21 protein-coding genes and 1 other RNA gene are annotated in these 25,525 nt (G+C 58.1%); 10 read left to right on the top strand and 12 right to left on the bottom strand.

Annotation, left to right across the window (positions count from 1 at the left end; genetic code table 11):
* Nucleotides 1-105: 105 nt before the first annotated feature.
* The 5 genes from carA to grpE all read right to left on the bottom strand — a co-directional run bounded on the left by carA (nucleotide 106) and on the right by grpE (nucleotide 6,340).
* Nucleotides 106-1,242, bottom strand: coding sequence for a glutamine-hydrolyzing carbamoyl-phosphate synthase small subunit (gene carA / locus CI807_RS01905; protein WP_038843802.1), 1,137 nt, complete (start codon nucleotides 1,240-1,242; stop codon nucleotides 106-108).
* A 258-nt stretch (nucleotides 1,243-1,500) separates the two neighbouring features.
* Nucleotides 1,501-2,307, bottom strand: a complete 807-nt coding sequence (gene dapB / locus CI807_RS01910) for a 4-hydroxy-tetrahydrodipicolinate reductase (protein WP_095013576.1) — start codon at nucleotides 2,305-2,307, stop codon at nucleotides 1,501-1,503.
* A gap of 10 nt (nucleotides 2,308-2,317) precedes the next feature.
* Complete coding sequence (gene dnaJ / locus CI807_RS01915; RefSeq protein ID WP_016976814.1) at nucleotides 2,318-3,442, bottom strand: molecular chaperone DnaJ; 1,125 nt, start codon at nucleotides 3,440-3,442, stop codon at nucleotides 2,318-2,320.
* 318 nt (nucleotides 3,443-3,760) lie between these two features.
* Nucleotides 3,761-5,677 carry a molecular chaperone DnaK gene (gene dnaK / locus CI807_RS01920; RefSeq protein WP_095013577.1) on the bottom strand — a complete coding sequence of 639 codons (1,917 nt, stop codon included), beginning with the start codon at nucleotides 5,675-5,677 and terminating at the stop codon, nucleotides 3,761-3,763.
* A gap of 102 nt (nucleotides 5,678-5,779) precedes the next feature.
* A complete protein-coding gene (gene grpE / locus CI807_RS01925; RefSeq protein ID WP_016976812.1) occupies nucleotides 5,780-6,340 on the bottom strand; it encodes a nucleotide exchange factor GrpE in 561 nt (186 codons plus the stop codon).
* 254 nt (nucleotides 6,341-6,594) lie between these two features.
* On the opposite strand from grpE, the gene recN reads away from it, so the two are divergent.
* On the top strand, nucleotides 6,595-8,268 hold the full coding sequence (gene recN, locus CI807_RS01930; RefSeq protein WP_033898255.1) for a DNA repair protein RecN: 1,674 nt from the start codon (nucleotides 6,595-6,597) through the stop codon (nucleotides 8,266-8,268).
* A gap of 86 nt (nucleotides 8,269-8,354) precedes the next feature.
* Here recN and fur read toward each other — a convergent pair whose 3' ends face one another.
* Nucleotides 8,355-8,759, bottom strand: coding sequence for a ferric iron uptake transcriptional regulator (fur, locus tag CI807_RS01935; RefSeq protein ID WP_003194220.1), 405 nt, complete (start codon nucleotides 8,757-8,759; stop codon nucleotides 8,355-8,357).
* A 98-nt stretch (nucleotides 8,760-8,857) separates the two neighbouring features.
* On the opposite strand from fur, the gene CI807_RS01940 reads away from it, so the two are divergent.
* Complete coding sequence (locus tag CI807_RS01940; RefSeq protein ID WP_016976810.1) at nucleotides 8,858-9,385, top strand: outer membrane protein assembly factor BamE; 528 nt, start codon at nucleotides 8,858-8,860, stop codon at nucleotides 9,383-9,385.
* 64 nt (nucleotides 9,386-9,449) lie between these two features.
* Here CI807_RS01940 and CI807_RS01945 read toward each other — a convergent pair whose 3' ends face one another.
* Nucleotides 9,450-9,752, bottom strand: a complete 303-nt coding sequence (locus CI807_RS01945; RefSeq protein WP_095013578.1) for an RnfH family protein — start codon at nucleotides 9,750-9,752, stop codon at nucleotides 9,450-9,452.
* Nucleotides 9,745-10,179 carry a type II toxin-antitoxin system RatA family toxin gene (locus CI807_RS01950; RefSeq protein ID WP_005791512.1) on the bottom strand — a complete coding sequence of 145 codons (435 nt, stop codon included), beginning with the start codon at nucleotides 10,177-10,179 and terminating at the stop codon, nucleotides 9,745-9,747. The genes CI807_RS01945 and CI807_RS01950 overlap by 8 nt, the downstream gene beginning before the upstream one ends.
* A gap of 166 nt (nucleotides 10,180-10,345) precedes the next feature.
* Here CI807_RS01950 and smpB point away from each other — a divergent pair, with 166 nt between their 5' ends.
* Entirely contained in the window at nucleotides 10,346-10,828 is a 483-nt protein-coding gene (gene smpB, locus CI807_RS01955) for an SsrA-binding protein SmpB (protein ID WP_005791513.1), read from the top strand.
* Between the two features lie 36 nt (nucleotides 10,829-10,864).
* On the opposite strand, the gene CI807_RS01960 is transcribed toward smpB, so the two are convergent.
* On the bottom strand, nucleotides 10,865-11,632 hold the full coding sequence (locus CI807_RS01960; RefSeq protein ID WP_016976808.1) for a GntR family transcriptional regulator: 768 nt from the start codon (nucleotides 11,630-11,632) through the stop codon (nucleotides 10,865-10,867).
* Between the two features lie 251 nt (nucleotides 11,633-11,883).
* Between CI807_RS01960 and CI807_RS01965 the strand changes: the two genes are divergently transcribed.
* The 7 genes from CI807_RS01965 to CI807_RS01995 all read left to right on the top strand — a co-directional run bounded on the left by CI807_RS01965 (nucleotide 11,884) and on the right by CI807_RS01995 (nucleotide 21,413).
* Complete coding sequence (locus CI807_RS01965) at nucleotides 11,884-13,578, top strand: lactate permease LctP family transporter (protein WP_016976807.1); 1,695 nt, start codon at nucleotides 11,884-11,886, stop codon at nucleotides 13,576-13,578.
* 57 nt (nucleotides 13,579-13,635) lie between these two features.
* Nucleotides 13,636-16,446, top strand: coding sequence for an FAD-binding and (Fe-S)-binding domain-containing protein (locus CI807_RS01970; RefSeq protein ID WP_095013579.1), 2,811 nt, complete (start codon nucleotides 13,636-13,638; stop codon nucleotides 16,444-16,446).
* Nucleotides 16,447-16,582: 136 nt separating this feature from the next.
* A complete protein-coding gene (locus CI807_RS01975; protein WP_016976805.1) occupies nucleotides 16,583-16,861 on the top strand; it encodes a hypothetical protein in 279 nt (92 codons plus the stop codon).
* Between the two features lie 104 nt (nucleotides 16,862-16,965).
* Nucleotides 16,966-17,362, top strand: a transfer-messenger RNA (tmRNA) gene (gene ssrA / locus CI807_RS01980).
* Between the two features lie 851 nt (nucleotides 17,363-18,213).
* Nucleotides 18,214-18,597 (top strand): nucleotide pyrophosphohydrolase, encoded by a 384-nt coding sequence (locus CI807_RS01985; RefSeq protein WP_095013580.1) that lies wholly within the window; start codon nucleotides 18,214-18,216, stop codon nucleotides 18,595-18,597.
* Nucleotides 18,598-18,621: 24 nt separating this feature from the next.
* Complete coding sequence (locus tag CI807_RS01990) at nucleotides 18,622-20,490, top strand: DUF2075 domain-containing protein (RefSeq protein ID WP_095013581.1); 1,869 nt, start codon at nucleotides 18,622-18,624, stop codon at nucleotides 20,488-20,490.
* Between the two features lie 671 nt (nucleotides 20,491-21,161).
* On the top strand, nucleotides 21,162-21,413 hold the full coding sequence (locus CI807_RS01995) for a DUF6124 family protein (RefSeq protein ID WP_095013582.1): 252 nt from the start codon (nucleotides 21,162-21,164) through the stop codon (nucleotides 21,411-21,413).
* 42 nt (nucleotides 21,414-21,455) lie between these two features.
* Here the strand turns inward: CI807_RS01995 and CI807_RS02000 are convergent, their stop codons facing one another.
* From CI807_RS02000 to CI807_RS02010, 3 genes are all read right to left on the bottom strand, one after another.
* Nucleotides 21,456-23,864: a TonB-dependent siderophore receptor gene (locus CI807_RS02000; protein ID WP_095013583.1), complete on the bottom strand. Its 2,409-nt coding sequence runs from the start codon at nucleotides 23,862-23,864 to the stop codon at nucleotides 21,456-21,458.
* 109 nt (nucleotides 23,865-23,973) lie between these two features.
* A complete protein-coding gene (locus CI807_RS02005; RefSeq protein ID WP_095013584.1) occupies nucleotides 23,974-24,942 on the bottom strand; it encodes a DUF4880 domain-containing protein in 969 nt (322 codons plus the stop codon).
* Nucleotides 24,939-25,448 (bottom strand): sigma-70 family RNA polymerase sigma factor, encoded by a 510-nt coding sequence (locus tag CI807_RS02010; protein ID WP_095013585.1) that lies wholly within the window; start codon nucleotides 25,446-25,448, stop codon nucleotides 24,939-24,941. Before CI807_RS02010 ends, CI807_RS02005 begins: the two co-directional genes overlap by 4 nt.
* Nucleotides 25,449-25,525 lie beyond the last annotated feature (77 nt).

Raw genomic sequence — 25,525 nt, forward strand, 5'->3', positions numbered from 1 at the left:
GGGTTTGTCACTCAAATCCGCAGGTCAGTCGGCAAGCCGTCTTGAACAATCTTTGATAAGCCTGCGGGGGCCACCGACATTCGGGGCCGCCCGCAGGCCGCTCAGTCAGCGTCGCTTGGCCATCTCATTGATGAAACGGTCGAACAGCGGCGCTACGTCGTTCGGGCCCGGGCTCGCTTCAGGGTGGCCCTGGAAGCTGAACGCGCTCTTGTCGGTGCGCTCGATGCCCTGCAGGGAGCCGTCGAACAGCGACTTGTGAATGGCGCGCACGTTGCTCGGCAGGGTTGCTTCATCTACCGCAAAACCGTGGTTCTGGCTGGTGATCATCACAACGCCAGTGTCCAGGTCTTGTACCGGGTGGTTGGCACCGTGGTGGCCGTGGCCCATTTTCAGGGTCTTGGCGCCGGAGGCCAGGGCCAGCAGTTGGTGGCCAAGGCAGATACCGAACACCGGAATCTCGGTTTCAAGCACGTCCTTGATCGCCTGGATGGCGTAGTCGCATGGCTCAGGGTCACCTGGGCCGTTGGACAGGAATACGCCGTCCGGCTGCAGAGCGAGCACGTCGCTGGCCGGGGTTTGCGCCGGCACCACGGTCACGCGGCAGCCGCGCTCGACCAGCATGCGCAGGATGTTGTACTTGACGCCGTAGTCGTAGGCCACAACGTGATAAGGCAGGTCAGCGGCCTCAATGGTCGCATGGCTGTCGGTCTTCAAGTCCCAGACAGTGGAGCGCCACTCGTACTTCTCTTTGACACTGACGACTTTCGCCAGGTCCATGCCTTTCAGGCCTGGAAAACCCTGCGCTGCGGCAATCGCCGCCTCTTCGGAGATATTGTCACCGACCATGATGCAGCCGTTCTGCGAGCCTTTTTCACGCAGGATGCGCGTGAGGCGGCGTGTATCGATACCGGCGATCGCCACAACATTGTTGGCTTTCAGGTAATCGGACAGCGACATCGTGTTACGCCAGTTGCTCGCAACCAGTGGCAGGTCACGAATCACCAGACCGGCCGACCAGACACGATCAGACTCGACGTCTTCCGGTGTAGTACCGGTGTTGCCGATGTGCGGATAGGTCAGGGTAACGATCTGTTGGGCGTAGGAAGGATCGGTAAGGATTTCCTGATAGCCGGTCATGGCAGTGTTAAACACTACCTCTCCAACGGTTTGACCGTCGGCTCCAATGGCTTCGCCGCGAAAAATGCTGCCATCAGCAAGGGCGAGTATGGCTGGCTTAGTCAAGAAGACCTCCCGTAAATAAAGCCTGAAAGGGCGATCGCAGGTGTAAAAAAGCGGAGTGACGTATGGACACGTCACTCCGCTTATTCACTGAATTATTCTGCGCGCTTTTAGTGAACACACTAAAGCTGTAGCTTACAGAAAAAGGCTTTTTTGGTCCACCGCTAATGAGCCTTAAAGGCAGGGGAATGCGACAGGACGTCGCTTAGCGGGTAAAAACGGGGCCTAAGCATAAGCTTGAGGCCCCGTTTTAGCTACTGATCAGTGCAGATCCAGCACATCGCGCATGTCATACAGACCAGGCGTACGACCTTCCAACCAGAGCGCCGCACGTACCGCGCCCTTGGCAAACGTCATGCGGCTGGAGGCTTTGTGTGTGATTTCCAGGCGCTCACCTTCAGTGGCGAACAACACGGTGTGATCACCCACGACATCGCCACCGCGCACGGTCGCAAAACCAATGGTGTCACGCGCCCGCGCACCGGTATGGCCTTCGCGGCCGTACACCGCCACTTTCGACAGGTCACGACCCAGCGCATCGGCAATCGCCTCACCCATGCGTAGCGCAGTGCCCGACGGCGCGTCGATCTTGTGACGATGGTGAGTCTCGATGATCTCGATATCCGCCTCATCACCCAGCACGCGCGCCGCCAGATCCAGCAGCTTGAGCGACAGGTTCACGCCGACGCTGAAGTTGGCGGCGAAGACGATCGGGATATCCTTGCCCGCGTCTACCAGCAACTGCTTCTGCTCAGCCGTCAAACCGGTGGTGCCGATCACCATGGCCTTGCCCGCCTTGCGGCAGAAGGCCAGGTTTTTCAGCATTACGTCCGGCAGCGTGAAGTCGATCAGCACATCGAACTCATCCGCCACCTGCTCCAGGTTGCCGGACAACGAAACACCGATACGCCCCAGCGAGGCCAACTCACCCGCGTCCGCACCAATCAAGGTGCTGCCCGGACGAACGATCGCCGCGGTCAGCCCGGAGGCCGGCGAACGCTGCTGCACCGCTTCGACCAGCGTCTTGCCCATGCGCCCGGCAGCGCCCATTACGGCTATACGTCGCATACTCAATTCCTTACAGGTCGCCGAAGAAACGCTTCACACCATCGAAAAAGCCCGCGGTTTTCGGCGAGTGAGAGTCATCACCTTCCATCGAGCTGCGGAACTCTTCAAGCAGTTCGCGCTGACGGCGATTCAGGTTGACCGGTGTTTCCACCGCCACACGGCACATCAGGTCGCCAGCACCGCCACCACGCACCGGCGCAACGCCTTTGCCACGGATACGGAACTGCTTGCCGGTCTGGGTACCCTCAGGAATCTTGAGCTTGACCCGACCGTCGAGAGTCGGAATCTCAAGCTCGCCGCCCAAGGCAGCATCGACAAAGCTGATCGGCACTTCGCAGAACAGGTGCTTGCCGTCACGCTGGAAGATCGAGTGCTCGCGCACATTGATCACCACGTACAGGTCACCCGTCGGACCGCCTTGAGTACCTGCCTCACCCTCACCCGACAGGCGAATGCGATCACCGGTATCCACGCCCGCCGGCACTTTCACCGACAGGGTTTTGTACTCTTCGACGCGACCTTCACCGTGGCAGGAATCGCACGGGTCGGAAATGATCTTGCCCTGGCCATGGCAGCGCGGGCAGGTCTGCTGCACCGAGAAGAAGCCCTGCTGCATACGGACCTGGCCAATACCGCCGCAGGTCGGGCAGGTGATCGGCGAGGAGCCTTTCTTGGCGCCCGAACCATCGCACGGCTTGCAGTTCACCAGCGTCGGTACACGGATATTGACGCTGGTGCCGCGCACGGCTTCTTCCAGGTTCAATTCCAGGGTGTAGCGCAAATCACTGCCACGCTGGGCACCGCCACGCTGACCGCCCCGGCCACCGCCGAAGAAGTCGCTGAACACGTCCCCGAAAATATCGGAGAAGTTCTGACCACCAAACCCCGCACCGCCGCCACCCATGCTCGGGTCGACACCGGCATGGCCATACTGGTCGTAGGCCGCACGCTTGTTGGGATCAGACAGACATTCGTAGGCCTCATTGGCCTCTTTGAACATTTCTTCGGATTCTTTGCTATCCGGATTACGGTCCGGGTGGTGCTTCATCGCCAGGCGACGGTAGGCCTTCTTCAGGTCCGCCTCGCTGGAACCGCGCTCCACACCCAATACTTCGTAATAGTCACGCTTTGCCATAAGTCTTTGCACTCTTAAGGACGTTCAGCCAGACCCTCCTGAGCCTTGCCAAACTCGTTGAGCCCCAATACAGGCCCGGACCCAACTCACGTCAATTCAACGATCCTGGTCATTACTACTTTTTAGCCAGGGACCCGGCCAAAAGTGCGGTATTTACTGCTCGGAAAGCAGGAGCATTCCCGATCACACCGCCAGCATCCGAACGCTGTCGCATGCTGTAAAAATTCGCATACCCCAGACACGCCAACGCGGGAGCAAGCTCCCGCGCGGCGACATCCTACCAGTCACCGCTTGATAGCGGTCAACCGGGCGACCAACTTACTTCTGGTCTTTGACTTCTTCGAACTCGGCATCGACAACGTCGTCGTGCTTGGCTTCAGGCTCAGCCTGTTGCGCAGCACCGTCAGCTGGCTGACCTTGTTCGGCGTACATTTTCTGAGCAACCGGTGCAGAGACTTTCGACAACTCTTCGATCTTGGCTTCGATAGCGGCCTTGTCGTCGCCTTTAACGGCGGCTTCCAGGGCAACCACAGCAGCTTCGATTGCAGTCTTCTCTTCAGCAGTCACTTTATCGCCGGCATCAGCGACCATTTTGCGTGTCGAGTGAACCAGTGCATCACCCTGGTTACGGGCGCCAGCCAGTTCAGCAAACTTGGCATCCGCATCAGCGTTGGCTTCAGCATCACGGATCATCTGTTGAATTTCTTCATCAGACAGACCGGAGTTGGCCTTGATGGTGATCTTCTGCTCTTTACCAGTTGCCTTGTCTTTCGCGCCGACGTGCAGGATGCCGTTGGCGTCAATGTCGAAGGTCACTTCGATTTGTGGCACGCCACGTGGTGCTGGTGGAATCTCGGCCAGGTCGAACTTGCCCAGGGACTTGTTCTGAGCAGCCTGCTTACGCTCACCTTGCAACACGTGAATGGTCACGGCGCCTTGGTTGTCATCGGCAGTCGAGAACACTTGCGATTTCTTGGTAGGAATCGTGGTGTTTTTCTCGATCAGCGCAGTCATCACGCCGCCCATGGTTTCGATACCCAGGGTCAGCGGGCTGACGTCCAGCAGCAGCACGTCTTTCACGTCGCCGGCCAATACCGCGCCCTGGATGGCAGCACCCATGGCAACCGCTTCGTCCGGATTCACGTCTTTACGTGCTTCTTTACCGAAGAATTCGGTCACTTTCTGCTGAACCAGCGGCATACGGGTCTGACCGCCCACCAGAATCACGTCGTTGATAGCGCCGACGTCGATACCGGCGTCTTTCAGCGCGATGCGGCAAGGCTCGATGGTGCGCTGAACCAGGTCTTCAACCAGCGCTTCCAACTTGGCGCGAGAAATCTTCACGTTCAAGTGCTTAGGACCGGTGGCATCTGCAGTGATGTACGGCAGGTTCACGTCGGTAGACATGCTCGAGGACAGCTCGATCTTGGCTTTCTCGGCAGCTTCTTTCAGGCGCTGCATCGCCAGCGGGTCACCCTTGAGGTTCATGCCGCTTTCTTTCTTGAATTCGTCAACGAGGTAGTCGATCAGACGAATGTCAAAGTCTTCACCGCCCAGGAAGGTGTCGCCATTGGTGGCCAACACTTCGAACTGGTGCTCGCCGTCAACTTCAGCGATCTCGATGACCGAGACGTCGAAAGTACCACCGCCCAGGTCATAAACGATCACAGTGTGATCGCCCTTGGCCTTGTCCATACCGTAAGCCAGAGCAGCTGCGGTTGGTTCGTTGATGATACGTTTTACGTCCAGGCCCGCGATGCGGCCGGCGTCTTTGGTCGCCTGGCGCTGGCTGTCGTTGAAGTAGGCCGGAACGGTGATCACTGCTTCGGTCACTGTTTCGCCGAGGTAGTCTTCGGCGGTCTTCTTCATCTTTTTCAAGACTTCAGCCGAGATCTGCGGTGCCGACATTTTGTTGCCATTTACTTCAACCCAGGCGTCACCGTTGTCAGCCTTGGCGATTTTGTAAGGCACCATCTTGATGTCTTTCTGTACGACTTCTTCGTCGAACTTACGACCGATCAGACGCTTTACCGCGTACAGGGTGTTGTGCGGGTTGGTCACAGCCTGGCGCTTGGCCGACTGACCAACGAGGATCTCGCCATCATTTGCGTAAGCAATGATCGACGGCGTGGTACGCGCGCCTTCGGCGTTTTCAATAACTTTGGCTTTGCCGTTTTCCATGACGGAGACACAGGAGTTGGTGGTCCCCAGGTCGATACCGATAATTTTGCCCATGATTTACTCTCCCGAAACTTGAATTTGGTTGCCGCAGCAGTGGTGGCTAACTGCGGTAGCACTTAAACGCTTGACTTATAGATGGGGGCTTTGCAGCGTATTTCAAGCCTGCTCATCAATAGAAGGCGAAACCGGTGCAGGCGCCTTGCTCACGACGACCATCGCCGGGCGCAGCAAGCGACCATTGAGCAGATAACCCTTCTGGAACGTTTTGAGCACGCTGTTCGGCTCCAGGTCATGGCTTTCCTGCATGGCCATGGCTTGGTGATGCTCAGCGTTGAACGGCTCGCCGCCTTGTGGATCGATCGCTTCCAACTGATAACGCTTCAGGGTGTCCTGGAACATTTTCAGGGTCAGTTCGATCCCTTCGCGCATCGGGCGGATGTTTTCGTCGTCCGGGTTGGACAATTCAAGGCCACGCTCCAGGCTGTCGATAATCGGCAGCAAGTCATTGGCGAATTTTTCCAGCGCGAACTTGTGAGCCTTTTCTACATCCTGCTCGGCACGGCGGCGGACGTTCTGCAGATCAGCGGCAACACGCAAAGACTGGTCCTGCGCAGCGGCCAATTGCTCTTCGAGCACTTGCACACGAGTCGCCAGCTCATCGCCGACAGCCGAATTGGCGTCTGGAGTTTGCGTATCCTGCGTCTGTTCGTCAGCCATAGTTTTCTCCTTTCAAAATCATGCGCGAACTCAACTCGCGCTTCTGTTCCGGTATATGGGGCCACAATTTCCAGGTTCAAGGGCGCTGGCGTTACCAAAAGTCTTTCGACTGACCTTCATCAATTCCTGCCTGGTCATTCCTGGTTGCGCTTAAAAATATCCAGATTCAAGCAAATCGAGCTAAGCGTCAGGATTGTCAGCCCCAAACAAAACACTGTATAAATAACCAGACCTAAAGCCTGGGAGCGGCCGTCATGCTCGTGCACCTGTCCGTACATAACTACGCCATCGTTGAACACCTGGATCTCGAACTGGATCGCGGGATGAGCGTAATCACAGGCGAAACCGGCGCCGGCAAGTCGATCATGCTCGATGCCCTGGGCCTGACCCTGGGTGATCGCGCCGACAGCGGCGTGGTGCGCCCCGGCGCGGACAAAGCCGATATCCTGGCCACCTTCGACCTGGCGGATATTCCCGAGGCCGAGGCCTGGCTGGCCGAACGCGACCTTAATAATGAAGGCCCGTGCATCCTTCGGCGGGTCATCACAGCGGAAGGTCGGTCCCGCGGCTACATCAATGGCACCCCCTGCCCGCTTGGCGACCTAAAAGCCCTGGGCGAACTGCTGATCGATATCCACAGCCAGCATGAACACCAGTCCCTGCTGAAAACCGATACCCATCGCCGCCTGCTCGACGAGTACGCGGGCGCCACAGACCTGGCCCGCCAAGTGCAACTCGCCGCCCAGCGCTGGCGCCAGACTCGCCAGGAGCTGGAGCGACTCTCCAACTCCGGCGATGAGCAACGTGCTCGCCACCAATTGCTCAGCTACCAACTCGAAGAGCTGGAAAGCCTCGGCCTGGGCGAGACTGAACTGGAGCAGCTTGAGCAGGAACACAAGAACCTCACCAACGCGGAAACCCTGCTGGGCATTTGCCGCCAGGTGGTGGAGCAATGCAGTGAGAGTGACTCAGGCAATGTGCTCAACGCACTGACTGCCAGCCTCAATCGCCTCTCTAGCGTGAACAGCGCCTCCGGCTCGTTGAGCGAGGCGACAACCTTGCTGACCAGTGCACAGATCCAGGTTGAGGAAGCCGTCGGCGAGTTGAATCGCTTTCTGGATCACTTCGATGCCGACCCGGCGCGCCTGCAGGAGATAGAAGAGCGCCTCGACACCATCTATACCCTGGCGCGCAAACATCGCATCCAGCCCACCGAAGTGGCGACAATGCAGCAGAAGCTGCTGGATGAAATTGAGACCCTGAACGCCAACGATGAATCCATCGAGCGCCTCGGCGACGAGCTTGCCTCTTTCGCTCGCCACTATCAGGAGAAGGCGCGCGAACTCAGCGACTTGCGCCAGCAAGCAGCGACGGGCCTGGCCAGCGCAGTGGAGTTGGAGATCCAACGCCTGGGGATGCCTGGCGGGCGCTTCACCATTGAATTGCGCACCAACGCGAGTAACGAACTGCAGCCCCACGGGCTGGAGCAGGTGGAGCTGCTGGTCAGCGCCAACCCCGGGCAACCGCTCAAGGCACTGGCGAAAGTAGCCTCCGGCGGCGAACTGTCGCGAATCAGCCTGGCCATCCAGGTGATCACTGCGCAAACCTCTCGGGTGCCGACATTGGTATTCGACGAAGTCGATGTCGGGATTGGCGGGCCGACGGCAGAAATTGTTGGCCAGTTGTTGCGACGCCTGGGGGATAGAGGCCAAGTACTGACAGTCACCCACTTGCCGCAAGTGGCGGCCCAGGGGCATCAGCACCTGTTTGTGCACAAGGTCCGCGGCAGCGATGCAACACACACAGCCGTGTCCAAGCTGAATAAGTCGGAACGCGTTGAAGAAGTGGCGCGCATGCTCGGCGGGATCGATTTGACCAAGGAGTCTTTGGCGCACGCGAAGAAAATGGTCGTGGCGGCAAAGGCCTGACCGGATAGTTTTCGCTTCTATAGAAAGCACGAAGGCGACCCTGAGGTCGCCTTCGATCGTTTTGCAGAGAGAATCTGCAGCGCTTGTTACTTTTTCTTACGGATGTACAGGACCAGATTATGGTCAACCAGATCGAAGCCATGCTCCTCAGCAATCTTGTGCTGCAGCGCTTCGATTTCCGGACTGGTGAACTCGATAACCTCATTGGTATCCAGGTCAACCATGTGGTCGTGATGACCACCGTCAGCCAGTTCAAATACTGCATGACCGCCGTCGAAATTATGACGAACCACCAGCCCTGCGGCTTCAAACTGGGTCAGTACACGGTAAACCGTGGCCAGGCCGACGTCCTCGTTAGACTCCATCAGCGCCTTGTAGACATCCTCGGCACTCATGTGACGCTGCTCAGCAGAATCGAGCATTTGTAGAATCTTGACTCGTGGCAGAGTCACTTTGAGACCGGCTTTGCGTAGTTCGCTATTTTCAACCATGGTTAGCTTTCTCGCGGATGCTGCTTCGCAGCTTCTCTTAATACGGGTATGATCGGCGTTTACGTTGTCCCAGCCAAGATAGTGGAAGTCGCCCACCGATGCAAAACACCAAGCTCTTGCTAACCAGTTTCACCTTTGTGGGACTGCTCGCACTCGCCGGTTGTTCATTCCCCGGGGTTTACAAAATCGACATCCAGCAGGGCAATGTCGTCACGCAGGACATGATAGACCAGTTACGCCCCGGAATGACCCGACGGCAAGTACGGTTTATCATGGGTAACCCCCTGCTGACCGACACTTTCCATGCCGATCGCTGGGATTATCTCTACAGCCTGCAGCCTGGTGGCGGTGAACGCCAACAGGAGCGCGTCAGCGTCATTTTCAATGGCAATGACCAGCTTGTCAGCCTGTCGGGTGACTTCATGCCCGGCGTAAGCCGCGATGAAGCCTTGCTCGGCAAGGACAACGGCACCAACGTCACTGCGCCAGCGCAGGAAGGCGAGAAGCCGAAGTCCGAAGTGCCGGCCAAGCCAGGCTCTCTGCTCGACAAGATCCAGAAAGACGTCGATGGCGTGGAAACGGTTCCCGTCCCGACGCCACAACCTCTGGACACCAGCCCGCAGTAAGTTTGCGGCGCTCAACAAAAAGCCCGGCATGCCGGGCTTTTTGCTGCCTGCCATTTGGCCCGCCCTAGGAGTTCTGCTGCTTGGCCAGCGCCGCCTTGGCTGCGCGCAACCTGCGTATTTCTTTTGGGTCTGCCAGCAAGGGGCGGTAAATCTCAATGCGATCACCTGCCTGCACACAACGCACTTCAGCGTCCGCGACCACTTTGCCGAATATACCCAAAACGCAGTCAGCCAGATTCAACTCGGGGAATTGCTGAGCAATGCCTGACGCTTGCGCCGCCGAGCGCAGACTGGTGCCAGTCGGCACCGTCACCGTCAGCAGAACTTGACGATCCACAGCGGCGTACACCACTTCAATCTCAACCATGCAGTTGCTTGGCTCGCTGACAGAATGCATCCACCAGCGTATTGGCTGCCTGATTGAACAAAGGCCCCAAGGTCGCGCGCACGATAGGCCCGGCGTAATCAAAGGAAAGGTCCAGGCTGATCTTGCAGGCTTTGTCCGTCAGCGCCTTGAATACCCATACACCATGCAGCTGGGTAAACGGCCCTTCCTGCAAATTCATTTCAATGGATTTCCCAGGCACCAGCACATTGCGCGTCACAAAGTGCTGGCTAAGCCCGCCCTTCGCCACCCCAACACTGGCAACCATGTGCTCATCACTGCTTTCCAGCACTTCGGCCGTCGAGCACCACGGCAGGAATTCCGGGTAACGCGCCACGTCGTTGACCAGGTCATAGAGCGCCTGCGCCGGATAGGGCAGCAGGGCCGAACGTTGAATATGCGTCGTCATGTGAGCGTTACTTCCACTGCAGAGGCAAACATCGCGAAAGAACAGCCCGATCCGCGAGAGAAAAAAACGTGAGAACTGCGGGTATTGTCCGGGATTCGTCCAACACGCTCAAGCACGCAGGTTGACCGTAGCCGACAGCCTCGCAACTCCCTATAATGCCGCCCCTATGGCTAAACAAAAGAAACACCCTACAGGGACCATCGCGCAAAATAAAAAGGCGCGACACGATTACTTCATCGAACATCGGTTCGAGGCTGGTCTGGTCCTGGCCGGCTGGGAAGTAAAGAGTCTGCGTGCCAGCAAGCTGCAACTGGTCGACAGTTATGTGCTGCTCAAGGATGGCGAGGCGTGGCTGCTCGGCAGTCATATCACCCCGCTGACCACTGCGAGCACGCACGTGATTGCCGACCCGGTGCGCACGCGCAAGCTGCTGCTCAATGCCCGCGAACTGGAAAAGCTCGCTGCCGCCGTACAGCAGAAGGGCTACGCCTGCGTCTGCCTGTCCTGGTACTGGAGCAAGCACCTGGTCAAATGCGAGATTGCCTTGGGCAAGGGCAAGAAGGAATACGACAAGCGTGATACCGAACGCGAGCGCGACTCCAATCGCGAGCTGCATCGCGCTGTACGCAACAAGGGTAAGGAAGACTGATCCTTGCTGTGATGTAGCCTTGGGAGGTCCCCTCGGCTACGTCCCCTTGCGCCGCTCCGCACGCGCCACACGCTGAACTTCCTGACGCACTTCCTCCAACACTTCCTGCACATACAACAGGTGACGTGTTGAGACTTCCCGTGCCTGCTCGGCGCGCCCCTCGATAATCGCCAGGTACAGATCCCGGTGCTGGCTGATCAGCATGTCGCGGGTTTCCGTTCGCTGCTGGTACATACCCCCGATGTTGGTCACCACATTACGTTTGAGCAGGTCGAACAGACCACGGATGGTGTGCAGCAACACGGCGTTGTGGCTGGCCTCGGCGATCGCCAAGTGAAACCGCGCATCCGCCGCACCTTCTTCGGCCCGACTCACCTCATCGGACCGGGTGTAGCAATCCTGTAGCGCTTCGAAGGCAGCCGTAAGACGCTCGCGATCAACCTCTGTCGCGCGCAATGCGGCGTAGTAGGCGCAGGAGGCTTCAAGGGTCTGACGAAACTCCAGCAGATCACGCTGAGCCTCGGGGTTGTTCTCCAACAGGTGCAACAGCGGATCACTGAACGTGGAACCCAAGGATTCGGCCACATAGTTACCACCGCCCTGGCGGCTGACGAGCAAACCTTTGGCTGACAGCTTCTGGATCGCCTCCCGCAAAGAAGGGCGCGACACCCCGAATTGCTCAGCCAACGCGCGCTCGGCCGGCAAGCGCTCGCCCGACTTCAGCGTGCCCTCAAGGATCATGCCCTCAAGCTGCTCGACGATGTCATCGGACAAACGGCGCTGACGCACCTGATCAAACCCCATCACTCACTCTCCACCATCCCGACCACGCGCCGGGCCTCTATTCTCGCCTATCGCAGCGCTTGCAGCACCTATCAGAACGCCCTCGTTTCGCACGATCAGCACACCCTGCCCACCCACTTACGACCAAAGTTTCGCGGGCGGCAAATTGACACACCCCTGCCAAGGCTTTTACTCTAGCCAACAGCGATTGTAAATTGGTATTACCAATTATCCAAGCTGACCAAACAACAACAATCAGGGGCCACCCCACTATGCAAACCTGGCAACAGCTCTACAGCCCGCTCGGCAGCCTCGGCCTGTCCGCACTGGCAGCCGTCATTCCGATCGTATTCTTCTTCCTGGCCTTGGCTGTGTTCCGCCTCAAAGGCCACGTGGCGGGCAGCATCACCTTGGCGTTGTCGATACTGGTGGCGATCTTCGCCTTCCAGATGCCGGTGGACATGGCACTGGCCGCCGCCGGTTACGGCTTTGCCTACGGCCTGTGGCCCATCGCGTGGATCATCGTCGCGGCGGTATTCCTCTACAAACTCACGGTCAAAAGCGGCCAGTTCGAGATCATCCGCAGCTCGGTCCTGTCGATCACCGACGACCAACGCCTGCAAGTGCTGTTGATCGGCTTCTGCTTCGGCGCCTTCCTGGAAGGTGCGGCCGGTTTCGGCGCGCCCGTGGCGATCACTGCTGCGCTGCTGGTCGGCCTGGGCTTCAATCCACTGTACGCCGCCGGCCTGTGCCTGATCGCCAATACCGCACCCGTGGCCTTCGGCGCACTGGGCATTCCGATCATTGTTGCAGGCCAAGTGACCGGCATTGACGCGTTTAAGATCGGCGCCATGACCGGTCGCCAACTGCCGCTGCTGTCGTTGTTCGTGCCGTTCTGGCTGGTGTTCATGATGGACGGCGTGCGCGGTGTGCGTGAAACCTGGCCAGCCGCTCTGGTCGCAGGCTTGAGCTTTGCCATAACCCAGTACTTCACCTCCAACTTCATCGGCCCGGAACTGCCGGACATCACCTCGGCCCTGGCCAGCCTGATTTCGCTGACGTTGTTCCTGAAAGTCTGGCAGCCAAAACGCACCGCAGGCGCACAAATCGCCGGTGCCACCTCCAGCGCAGCGGTCACCGCCAGTGCCGGCGGTTTCGGCCTGCCACGCAACACCATCGTCTCGCCCTACAGCCTCGGGCAGATTTTCAAGGCCTGGTCGCCGTTCCTGATTCTCACCGTACTGGTCACTATCTGGACCCTCAAGCCGTTCAAGGCGATGTTCGCTGCCGGCGGCTCGATGTACAGCTGGGTGTTCAACTTCGCAATCCCGCACCTGGACCAACTGGTGATCAAGGTCGCGCCGATCGTGACCAACCCCACCGCGATCCCGGCCGTGTTCAAACTGGACCCGATTTCGGCGACCGGCACTGCGATTTTCTTCTCCGCTCTGGTCTCGATGTTGGTATTGAAAATTGACATCAAGACTGGTCTTACCACTTTAAAAGAGACCTTCTACGAACTGCGCTGGCCGATCCTGTCGATCGGGATGGTGCTGGCCTTCGCCTTTGTTACCAACTACTCCGGCATGTCCTCGACCATGGCACTGGTTTTGGCCGGTACCGGCGCGGCCTTCCCGTTCTTCTCGCCTTTCCTCGGCTGGCTGGGAGTTTTCCTGACAGGCTCTGATACCTCGTCCAACGCCCTGTTCAGCTCGCTGCAGGCCACCACCGCGCATCAGATCGGCGTCAACGACACGTTGCTGGTCGCCGCAAATACCAGCGGTGGCGTCACCGGCAAAATGATCTCGCCACAATCCATCGCCGTGGCGTGCGCCGCTACCGGCCTGGTGGGCAAGGAGTCCGACCTGTTCCGCTTTACTCTCAAGCACAGCCTGTTCTTCGCCACCATCGTCGGGCTGATCACCCTGGCCCAGGCCTACTGGTTCACCGGTATGCTGGTGCACTAAGACCTGCACGTAATGCCGCCGGATACGATTCCGGCGTCAGCTATTTCTGGAGGACCGATGAGCCTGCCTGCTGCTTTCCTGAGCGACGTCGCACAACTGATCCCGAAAGATCGGCGTTTCGACGACCCCCTTTCCACCCTCGCTTTCGGCACTGACGCCAGTTTTTACCGACTGATCCCACAACTGGTGATCCGCGTGGAGTCAGAAGACGAAGTCGTCGCGTTGCTGCAACTGGCTCAACGCGACCACATACCGGTGACCTTCCGCGCCGCTGGCACCAGCCTGTCCGGGCAAGCCATCAGCGATTCGGTACTGATCGTGCTGGGGGACAACTGGAATGGCCGCGAGATTCGCGGGCAAGGCACGCAAATCCGCCTGCAACCCGGTGTGATCGGCGCCCAGGCCAATGCCTGGCTGGCGCCGTTCGGGCGCAAGATCGGGCCGGACCCGGCGTCAATCAACGCCTGCAAGATCGGCGGCATCGTCGCCAACAATGCCAGCGGCATGTGCTGCGGCACCGCGCAGAACACCTACCACACCCTGGCCGGCATACGCCTGGTACTGGCTGACGGCAGCCGGCTAGATACTGAAGACGCCACCAGCGTTATGGCGTTTCGTGAACAACACGGCGCGCTGCTTGAGCGGCTGGCAACATTGGGTCGCGAGACGCGGGCCAATGCCGAATTAGCGGCCAGGATTCGCCACAAATACCGTCTGAAAAACACCACCGGACTGTCGCTCAATGCCCTGGTGGATTTCGATGAGCCGTTGGATATCCTCAGCCATCTGCTGGTGGGTTCCGAGGGCACCCTTGGTTTTATCAGCGCGGTCACCTACGACACGGTGATCGACCACCCGAACAAAGCCTCGGCGTTGATTGTGTTTCCCGATGTCGAGACCTGCTGTAACGCGGTCACCGTGCTCAAAACCCAGCCAGTCTCGGCCGTCGAGCTGTTGGACCGACGCAGCATGCGCTCGGTACAAAACAAGCCAGGCATGCCGGCTTTCGTACAGCAACTTTCGGAAAATGCCTGCGCCCTGCTGATCGAGTCCCGCGCGGCATCATCGACTTTGCTGCATGAGCAACTGGCGCTGATCATGGCTTCCCTGGCCCCATTCCCGGTAGAAAAACAGGTCGACTTCACCGAAGACCCCATCGAGAACGCTCGCCTGTGGGCAATCCGCAAAGACACCTTCCCTGCCGTCGGCGCCGTGCGCAAAACAGGCACCACCGTGATCATCGAAGACGTGACCTTCCCGGTTGAGCAACTGGCAATCGGCGTCAATCGCTTGATCGCGCTGTTCGACAAACATCACTACGAAGAAGCAATCCTTTTCGGACACGCGCTGGAAGGTAATCTGCACTTCGTGTTCACCCAAGGCTTCAACAGCGCGGAAGAAGTCACACGCTATCAAGCGTTCATGGACGACGTGGCGCAACTGGTGGCCGTCGAGTTTGGAGGTTCGCTTAAAGCTGAACACGGCACCGGGCGCAATATGGCGCCGTTCGTGGAACTGGAATGGGGCAGCGACGCCTATCAATTGATGTGGCAACTCAAACGCCTGCTCGACCCCAACGGCATCCTCAACCCGGACGTGGTGCTCAGCGAAGACCCGCAAATCCACCTCAAGCACCTCAAGCCGCTACCCGCCGCTGATGAGCTTGTGGATAAGTGCATCGAATGCGGCTTCTGCGAACCGGTGTGCCCGTCGAAAGGCCTGACCTTGAGCCCGCGCCAGCGCATCGTGATCTGGCGCGACATCCAGGCGAAGAAACGCGCCGGTGTCGACACCACGGAGTTGGAAGCTGCGTATCACTACCAGGGCATCGACACCTGCGCCGCGACCGGCCTTTGCGCCCAGCGCTGCCCTGTCGGAATCAATACCGGCGACCTCGTGAAAAAACTCCGCAGCCGTGACGCCAACAGCACGAAAACCGCCGAATGGCTCGCCACCCATTTCGCCACCGCGCTGCAAGGCGCGCGCTTTACCCTGCATGTGGCCAATGGCGCTCGGATGCTGCTCGGCGCACCGCGCCTGACGAAGCTATCGGCCCGCGTGACCCAGCTGTCCAAGGGGCAAATCCCGCAGTGGACCAACGCCATGCCGCAGCCGGAAAAAGCCATCCGCTTCAGCCCGGCGGTGACGGACGAACGACCACGGGTGGTCTACCTGGCGGCCTGCGTTTCACGCGCCATGGGTCCGGCAGCGGGGGATAAAGAACAAATGTCGCTGTACGACAAAACCCGCGGCCTGCTGGAAAAAGCCGGTTACCAAGTCGTGTTCCCCGACAATCAGGACAGCCTGTGCTGCGGCCAGCCCTTCGCCTCCAAAGGCTACGCCGAACAGGCCGAACACAAGCGCCAGGAGCTGATCGGCGCCCTGCTCCACGCCAGCCGTGGCGGGCTCGACCCGATCTACTGCGACACCAGCCCCTGCACCCTGCGCCTGGTGCAGGACCTGGGCGAAACGCGCCTGGACCTTTACGACCCCGTACGTTTTATCCGCACCCATCTGATGGACCGCCTCGACTTCACGCCCCAGGAAGCACCCATCGCTGTACACGTCACCTGCAGCACCCAACACCTAGGCGAGAGCCAGGCCCTGATCGACCTGGCCCGGCGCTGCTCCAACACGGTGGTCATCCCGGAAGGCATTCATTGCTGCGGGTTTGCCGGTGACAAGGGCTTCACCACGCCGGAACTCAACGCCCACTCACTGCGCACCCTCAAGGACGCGGTGCAATATTGCAGCGAAGGCATCTCCACCAGCCGCACTTGCGAGATCGGCCTGAGCCAGCACGGCGGCATTGATTATCACGGGTTGGTCTACCTGGTGGACCGCGTCACCCAAGCCCGCGCTCATTAAAGCTGCAAAAAAACAGAACCCCTGCGCGCCCGCGTAGTCATCTGCATAGGCCTCGACAAACGAGGCTCATCAGTGATGTCGCTGGCAGCCGTTGAACGCCAGCAGCGTCGAGCCCTTTTGCGCAAGGAGATACCCTATGAAGCGTTCCGCTCTTGCTGGCTTGTTCATTACCGCTGCGATGCTGGCTTCCCCTGCTTTTGCGGCGGGCGATAAAGACCTGTGCCAGATCAATCTGGACAAAATCAACAACGGTAAAGCGCTGCTCGCCACTGACACCAGCGGCAAAAGCGGCGAGATAGACACCGCCGTCTCCTCAGCCAAGGCGGCTCATGCCGCAGGCGATGAGAAGAAGTGCATCGAGATCACCTCAAAGGCACTGCAAGACCTGCAGAACAGCGAAAAAGGCGGCCAATAGGCTGCTCAATCACGGAAGGTCTACCTTCGGGTTGGCCTTCCGTGACGGTTTGGCGTACACTGCAAAGGCTTGTCACTCACTAAGAAACAACGAGTTACAAGCACGGGGCCGTTTAGGATTCGACGCCGGTTGCGAAACTTTAGGTGCATGCCGAGTTGGTAACAGAACTCGTAAATCCACTGTTGCAACTTCTTATAGTTGCCAATGACGAAAACTACGGCCAGGAATTCGCTCTCGCTGCGTAAGCAGCCTTAGCCCTGAGCTTCTGGTACCTTCGGGTCCAGCAATCACCAGGGGATGTCTGTAAACCCAAAGTGATTGTCATATAGAACAGAATCGCCGTGCAGTACGTTGTGGACGAAGCGGCTAAAACTTACACAACTCGCCCAAAGCACCCTGCCCTTCGGGTCGCTGAGGGTTAACTTAATAGAAACGGCTACGCATGTAGTACCGACAGCGGAGTACTGGCGGACGGGGGTTCAAATCCCCCCGGCTCCACCAATTCATCATCTAAAGACGTCCAGGGACGTCTTTTTTTGTGCCTGAAAATCAGATCAGAGGGTGTAAACCTTATCCAGGACGGGACACATACGTTAAAAGCTTACCGAGTCGCTTCATCGCGTCTTTGGGGGCCCACCTCCCTTCCAGGCAAAGCCTGCTGAAGAGCTTGTGAAACTCAAGCGAAAAGGAGTCTGAGAAATTGCTTTATCGATTGAGAGTGCCGAACGACGTTTGAAGGCAGGTCGGGATGAAAAAGTGGATTAACAGACAGCAGCGTGTATCCCCTGTTGTATCCCCACTAAAAACAGAACATCTCAACACCAATGGATTGAGGACATTTACCATTGAGTTCAAATGCCCCCGGCCCACCAATTGAAACACCAGCGAAGCCCGCCCAGTGCGGGCTTCGCTGTATCTGGAGTACCGAATATTGCTGAAAATCGCTGTGGATGAATGCCGATATTGGCGCGTCTCAGCAGCTTTTCATCAACACCTCCCCCCGCGTCCTGCCGACCGAACACCAATGGGACAGCGTCAGCCCCCTCTGAAAAGTGCTGATGCTTTATCTGCAAACAAACGAACGGGTGAAGAAAAGGACGCTGGTCGGTGGGCATGAGGGTCGCCGCGTCCAAATGAGCTACGCCCGCCGACAAGCACTGGAAGACCTGTTTGTAGTCGGCCTACTCTGCCACGCTCAAAGGATATAGCGAACGCTGGCAAGCAATTCGGCCAGCACACAGCATATGAGAGAAAAACACAAAAAAACCCGCGCAAACAACAAAAAACCCTACAATCCAAGGTCGGTTTTCCTACACATTTTTTGCCCCCACTGATACCCAAGAGATAGCCCCGTGAGTGACTCAGACAGCTCATCAGCGCCACTGGTTGACGTAGTGAAGCTTGCCGCATCCCTTCAGCGTTTCGCAGATGATCGCGACTGGCAGCAGTTCCACTCCCCAAAAAATCTCATCTTGGCGCTCACTGGCGAGGTAGGAGAGCTGTGCGAGATTTTCCAATGGATGAGCGATGCCGATTCGCTCTCCGTAGCTAAAGATCCCGAAATCGGCCTAGCCGTAAAAGACGAATTGGCGGACGTACTGATGTACCTAGTTCGCCTGAGCAGCGTACTCGGCGTTGATCTCAACGAAGCGGTGACACGGAAACTCGCCTCGAACGGCCAGAAGTACCCCGTGGATAAAGCCAAAAGTAGCAGCAAAAAGTACGACCGACTCTGATCAACCCGAATCTAAGGACAACCCGTGATCGTTTACGCTGCGACCAAACAGCAATTTCTAAAAGACAACGATAACGATGACATCGAGGACGTGATCCTCAGGCATTTCAAGGAAGCCACCGGCAAGACCGTTGGCAGATCGGAAATCAGGTCGTGGCAAGGATCTCTAACGTATATGGCCAAGGTCCTTAGGGATGAAGGACTGCCGAGCGACGCGGGCCTGGCCATTGAGCTGTACATTCCGCAGTCGTCGAAGCGAATCGATTTTCTGCTCACCGGTCGCGACGAAAATCAGGCAAAAAAAGCCGTCTTGATCGAACTGAAGCAATGGAGCAAGGCCAGCGCCACTACCAAGGATGCCATCGTCAAAACGGCATTGGGTGGTGGCCTCGTTGAGACCATTCACCCGTCCTATCAAGTATGGTCATACGCCGCGCTGCTGGAGGGCTTCAACGAGGCGGTGTATGACAAAAGCATCGAGATCCGTCCGTGTGCCTACCTTCATAACTACGTCAGCGACGGCATCATCGACTCAGCTCACTACGAGCCTCACATCAGCAAAGCCCCACTGTTCCTGAAAGGGCCGGATGAGCTCACCAAACTCAGAAACTTCCTGAAAAAGCATATTGCTCACGGCGACAACAAAGAGGTTCTCTACGAACTGTCCGATGGGAAAATCCGTCCGTCCAAAGCGCTAGCCGAGGCCCTCGAAGGGTTGATGACAGGCAAGCCAGAGTTCGTATTGATTGACGATCAAAAAGCAATTTTTGAATCAGCGCTTGCGGCAGCAAGCGAAGCCTCGGACCAGGCACCAAAGGTGCTGATCATTGAGGGGGGGCCGGGCACCGGGAAAACTGTTCTGGCTATCAATTTGCTGGTGAGGCTCACAGAATTGAGGCTGTTAAGCAAATATGTCTCGAAGAATGCCGCCCCACGCAAGGTCTACGAAAGCAAACTGGTTGGCACCATCAAACGCAGCCATTTCTCGAATTTCTTTTCAGGCTCTGGGGCGTTCATCGACACTGAGCCCAACACATTCGATGCGCTTATCGTGGACGAAGCTCACCGGCTGAATGAGAAAAGCGGGCTTTATGGGAACCTTGGCGAAAACCAGATCAAGGAGCTGATTGAATCAGCGAAATGCTCAATTTTCTTCATCGATGAAGACCAACGTGTGACCCTGAGCGACATAGGCAGCAAGCAGGCGATACGCGCCTTTGCCAAAGCCAAGGGGGCTGTGGTCGAGGAATATGTGCTGTCTTCACAGTTTCGCTGCAGTGGTTCTGACGGTTACATCGCGTGGCTGGATGACGTCCTTGGCATTCGCTCGACAGCAAATCCGACGCTCGACACCTCGGAGTACGAGTTCAAGGTGTTCGACTCGCCTCAGGCGCTGCATGACGCCATCGACGAGAAAAACCATGGAAATAAGGCTCGCGTAGTCGCGGGCTACTGTTGGCCTTGGTTGAGCAAGAAAGACCCCAACGCTGCCGATATCGTCATCGGTGACTACACGCGACAATGGAACCTGGATCAGGATGGCAGTCTGTGGATCATCGCTGAGAACTCCATCGAGCAGGTTGGCTGCATTCATACCTGCCAAGGTCTGGAAGTCGACTATATCGGAGTCATTATCGGGCCAGACCTGGTCGTACGTGATGGCAACGTTGTGACATCCCCGAATGAGCGCGACAAACACGATAAATCGATTCGCGGCTGGAAAAAAATGATGAAGGAGCAACCTGCTCTGGCGAAAAAAGAAACTGACCTGATCATCAAAAATACGTACCGAACCTTGATGACTCGCGGGATGAAGGGTTGCTACCTGTACTCCACCGACAAAGAGACTGCGCAATTCTTCAAGAGCCGACTTAGCCAACACAGCAGTCACTGACGGAATCGTTTGCTAGGAGCCTCTGTACCTACGAGTGGAGCATCGTACGCGCAGGGGCCATGATCATCAGCAGTTGGTCACCAGCCATAGCTAATGTTTACAAGGCCATTTGCTTGATAGATTCGATGCCGACTCATTAATGGCGTGGAGCTTTAAAAAGCACCGTCCATCGGAATCCAGACCACGCAGCGTTCCAACTAGTATTCCAAGCAAGTTGACCAATAAATTATTAATCAGAAAAAACAGATAGATACCGCCTTGTTTCAAATTACCCCGGCCCACCAATTCGAAGCATCGACAGAACCCACCTAGTGCGGGTTTTGTTGTTTCTGGGGCTTGGAAATCCCGACAGGATGAACCTTCAGAATTTTCCTTCAACCTATCGCGCCATTGATGAACTGGCGCAACGCCCCCCACGCAGATAGCCTCCTCCAGTCGCTGAAAAATCAGCGACCGGGTTTAGCAGCTCGTTTACTATCAAGGCTTGCAAAGCCACCATTCGTTCTAGCGATGCTTTCAGCATCTGCTGGTTCGTATTATGGCGGCTGTGCGTGGGGCACTTTCGGGTGCGCCGGGTTCCTTGATTCCTGGTCTGCTAACCCGCGTACAGTCGCCACCCTTTTCGTTTAGCAGCGATGTCTGGCGACTCCATCAATCAAGGAGTTTCAGCCATGAAAAAGATCACCCCCAATCCACCCCCAACAACCCTCTTCACCCTCGCCCCAGACATCTCCCCAGAAACCCTGCTGATCCAAGCCAGCGAAACCCTCGCCTCACTCAACGCCATGACCACCGACCTGGCCTTCGAACTCGAAGGTGCCAGCCGTCACAAGCTACTGGCCAGCCAGCAATTGATCGTGCTGAGCGAACTGTTGGTAGAGCGAGTACTGGTCCTCACCCAAGACACACCAGCATTCCAATAACAAAAAAGGCCGAGGAAACTCGGCCTTTTGCTGTCATCTGCTTCAGAAATCCCAACGCGTCGTGACCATCACGTTGCGTGGGTCGCCGTAATACGCCGAGTCATAGAACCCGATATTGGTGAAGTACTTTTTGTCGAACAGGTTGTTGACGTTGAGCGTGGCCGACAGGTTCTGGGTCAACTGATAACGCGCCATCACGTCCACCAGCCAGTATGGGTCCTGGGTGAATTTTTCTGAGCGGCCGCCACCGGGGTAGCCCCAGTTGCGCACGGTTTGCCAGCCGGCGCTCTGCCAGCGTGTGCCACCACCGAGGGTGAGTTTGTCCAGGCGGCCTTGGAGTTTGTAGCTGGTGTAGAGGGTGACCTGATCCTCTGGCTCCCAGGTCGCTACCTTTTTGCCATCGGCATCGCGGGCGATCTTGTGGGTGTAACCGGCCTGCAACTGCCAGCCTGGAGCGAGTTCGCCGGAGATTTCGGCTTCGTAGCCTTTGGTTTTGCTCTCTGTGCCCATGTACGCGTAGTCGACGGCCGGCTGCGAGTTCCAGACGGTATCGGCGATTGGGCGATTGGTTTCGTGCACCTCGAAGTAGGCGAGGCTGGCATTCAGGCGGCCATCGAAGAATTCGCCCTTGAGGCCTATCTCGTAGTTTTTGCCCTCGTCGGGTTGAAGCATGGTGTTGGTTCGATCGCGATACTGGGTCTGCGGCTTGAAGATTTCGGTGTAGCTGGCGTAGGCGGTGAGGTTTTCGTTGAGGTCGTACGTCAGGCCAGCGTAGGGCACCACCTTGCCGCTTTCTTCGGTGTCGCTGGTGCCCGTGACTTGATAGTTGGCAACCCGCGTGCCCAGCAACAGGTGCAGCGCGTCGGTCAGGCTGAAGCGGCCTGTGACATAGGTGCCGGTCTGGCGGGTGATTTCATCACTGAAGCGGGACGCCTTACCCCACGCAGGCTCAATGGCCTCGCCGTGCCAGTTGTAGAAGTCATAGGAGTTACCGAAATAAACGGGATTACGGTAGTCCTTGCCCTTCCACCGCGAACTGGAAACGGACTGCCCGATCACCAGTTCATGCTCACGCCCGAACAGCTCGAACGGTCCCGACGCGTAGACATCCAGGCTGTCGCTGGTGGTGTCGCCGGTGTATTTGGCGGCATAGATCGAACTCGCCGTCGCGGAATCCTGGGAGATGTAGCCCAGCGGCGCGTCGTAGCCGTTGACCTGATGGTTGTACTGGCCTTTGGTGACCCAGCCGTTGTCGAAGCTGTGTTCCAGGGTGGCGAATACGGTGTGGCTGTATTGTTGCCATGAGCCCCATTTGGGCCCGTTGTTGAACGAGCGCGGTAGGTCGAGTTTGTTGCCGGTGGCGTCGAAGATGGTGCGGGTGCCGGTCCAGCTGGAGCCTTTGGGGTCGCTGTCTTGATAGTCGGCACCCAGGGTCAGCAGGGTGTCCGGGGTCAGGTCGACTTCGAGGATACTGTAGAGCACGCTGGTCTTGCGCGAGTAGTGATCCAGGAACGATTTTTTGTCTTGATAGGCGGCCACCGCGCGACCGCGCACGTTACCGGTATCGGTCAGGGGGCCGCTGACGTCGACCTGGGAGCGGTAGTTATCCCAGGAGCCCGCGCCCAGTTCGATGCTGCTTTTGAACTCGGAGGTCGGCTTCTTGCGGATCAGGTTGATGGTGCCGCCAGGGCCGCCGGCACCGGTAAGTAAACCGGTGGCACCTTTCAGCACTTCAACGCGGTCGTAGATCGCCATGTCCGTCATGGTCTGGCCCGCCGAGTATTGGGCATCACGCAGGGTCGGTATGCCGTCGTACTGGAAGTTCTCGATGGAGAAACCGCGCGAGTAGTAGTTGGTGCGTTCGGTGTCGTAGGTCGACACGGTGATGCCCGGCGTGTGGCGCATCACGTCGTCGATCGACTTGAGGCCGAAGTCATCCATGACCTGGCGGGTCACCACCGAGATCGATTGCGGGGTTTCCCGTGGCGTCAGCACCAGGCGCGTGGCCGTGGCGATGGTGCCAGGGGTATACGAGCCCGTGCCTTCGGTGACGGTACCCAGTTGGTTGGCGTTGACTTGAGTGGTCTGCAACTCCATTTTGCCGTCCTGTGCGACCGGTTTGGCTACCACGCGATAGCCGCCCGACTCGCGCTCTGCCTGCAAATTCACCGGGCCCAGCAGGCGCTCAAGGGCTTCGTCCACAGAGAAATTGCCTTTCAAGCCCTTGCTTTGAATACCGGCCGCCAGCGCGGAATCGATGCCGATCATCACACCTGCCTGCTGCCCGAAAGCCCCCAACACGCGGTCAAGGCTGCCGGGCGAAATGTCATACGCCTGGGGCTGGGATTGTTCCTGGGCGGGCGCCGGTGTGGCGGCCATGATGCTGTGGCTTGCGGTTGCCACCGATAAACCGAGGATGACGGTGCGCAAGGCGCTGACGCGGCTGAGCATAAAGACTGTCCTGTCGTGAAAGGGTTGGGTGGACGCTTTTTTCTGCGTCTTACCTGTCTTGATGCTCGAGACTCAAAAAACTGCCACGCGATGTGAAAATAATTTCAGGTCAGGCCGGCACGACCGTGGCCAGGTAGCCAAACACCCGTTGCACACGCACGGGCAACACCTTGGCCAGCAGGTCCAGGCTGGCCTCGGGCTGATCCAGCGAGAACGAGCCGGATACCTGCAAGCGCGCCACTGCGGGATCGCAGCGCAGCACGCCGCGACGGTAGCGATCGAGCTGCTCAAGCACCTCGACCAGCGGCGTGCGTTCGGCGATCAACAGGCCTTTAGTCCAGGCGTCGGCAGTCGATGACACGGCTGTCGACGGCCCACTCTGAAGACGGTTGAAGCTCATTTGCTCGCCCATGCCGAGCCGGGTACTGACGCCGTGCAAGGGTTCGACAGAGGCGCTGCCTGAAAGCATCTGCACGAGCGTGCCCGGTTGACGTGGCAGGTCGTGGCTGAGGACCAATCGCGACGATGCCGACGGCCGTACCCAACCATTGGCCGTCTGGATCGCGGTGTCGGCGTGGGGGCCGGTGGTCAACAACAACCGACCGAGATTCAGGGTCAACCGGGCGCCTCGGACATCCACAGCGGTGCGGGTATCCAACTGCAACTCGCCGGCATGGGCCAGGCGCAAGAGCTGCCGCTCCCCGGTGGCGGTGTGGTAATCGCTGAACAGCTCCGGCAGCAAAACGCGCTCACGCACACTCAGGCCAAGGGCAGTCGCCACGCCAAGACCGGCGAAACCCTTGAGCAGGGTGCGACGCGATGGAACACCCCGTGCGTGCAGCAACTGCCGGGCCGTTGGCGCCGGCAGCGCGTGGGTATTGAGGCGCATGTCGCGGCTGAGCCCGGCCAAGCGCTGCCAAGCCAATTCATGCTGCGGGTGCTCGTTGCGCCATTGTTGGCAGGCGTGCTGCTCGGCGGCGCCGCTGGTACCGGATTGCAGGGCGACCATCCAGTTCAGGGCCTGGTCCAGCACCTGCTCGTCCAAGGGTTGATCGTTGGCGGACTTGAAGCGATTCATGCCGCGTACACCGCCAGGTAGCAATGGCGATAGGCTTTGAGCATGGCCTTTTGCACCACATTCACGCTGAGGTCCATCCGTTCGGCGATCTGTGGATAAGTCAGGCCATCGAGCTGCGAGAGCAGGAAAATCTCGCGCACCTTGCTGCTCAGCCCGTCCAGCACCTGGCCTACGGCATCCAGCGCTTCGAGTACCAGCAAGCGGGTTTCCGGCGAAGGCATGTGTTCGGGTTCGAGGGTCGTCAGCGACTGCTCATAGGCGCGCTCCAGTGCCTGGCGACGGAAATACTGCCCACATAAACGGCTCGCGACCGTCGTGAGGTAGGCACGCGGCTCACGGAAAATCGGCACGGTGCCGCTGCTCAAGATACGCACGAAGGTATCCTGCGCCAGATCCAGGGCCTGCTCCTGCCCGCCCAACTTGCGCCGCAGCAACTGCACCACCCAGCTGTGATGTTGAGCGTAGAGTTCGCCCACGACCTGATGGGCAGAAGAAGATGAGGCCATCGGTGTGATATCCAGGGGACGGCTGCGGAAAGACACACATGATAATACTTCTCATTAGAGACGGGTTAGGAGTTTCT

The organism is Pseudomonas sp. NS1(2017), assembly GCF_002269425.1.
Taxonomy (GTDB): Bacteria; Pseudomonadota; Gammaproteobacteria; order Pseudomonadales; family Pseudomonadaceae; genus Aquipseudomonas; species Aquipseudomonas reactans.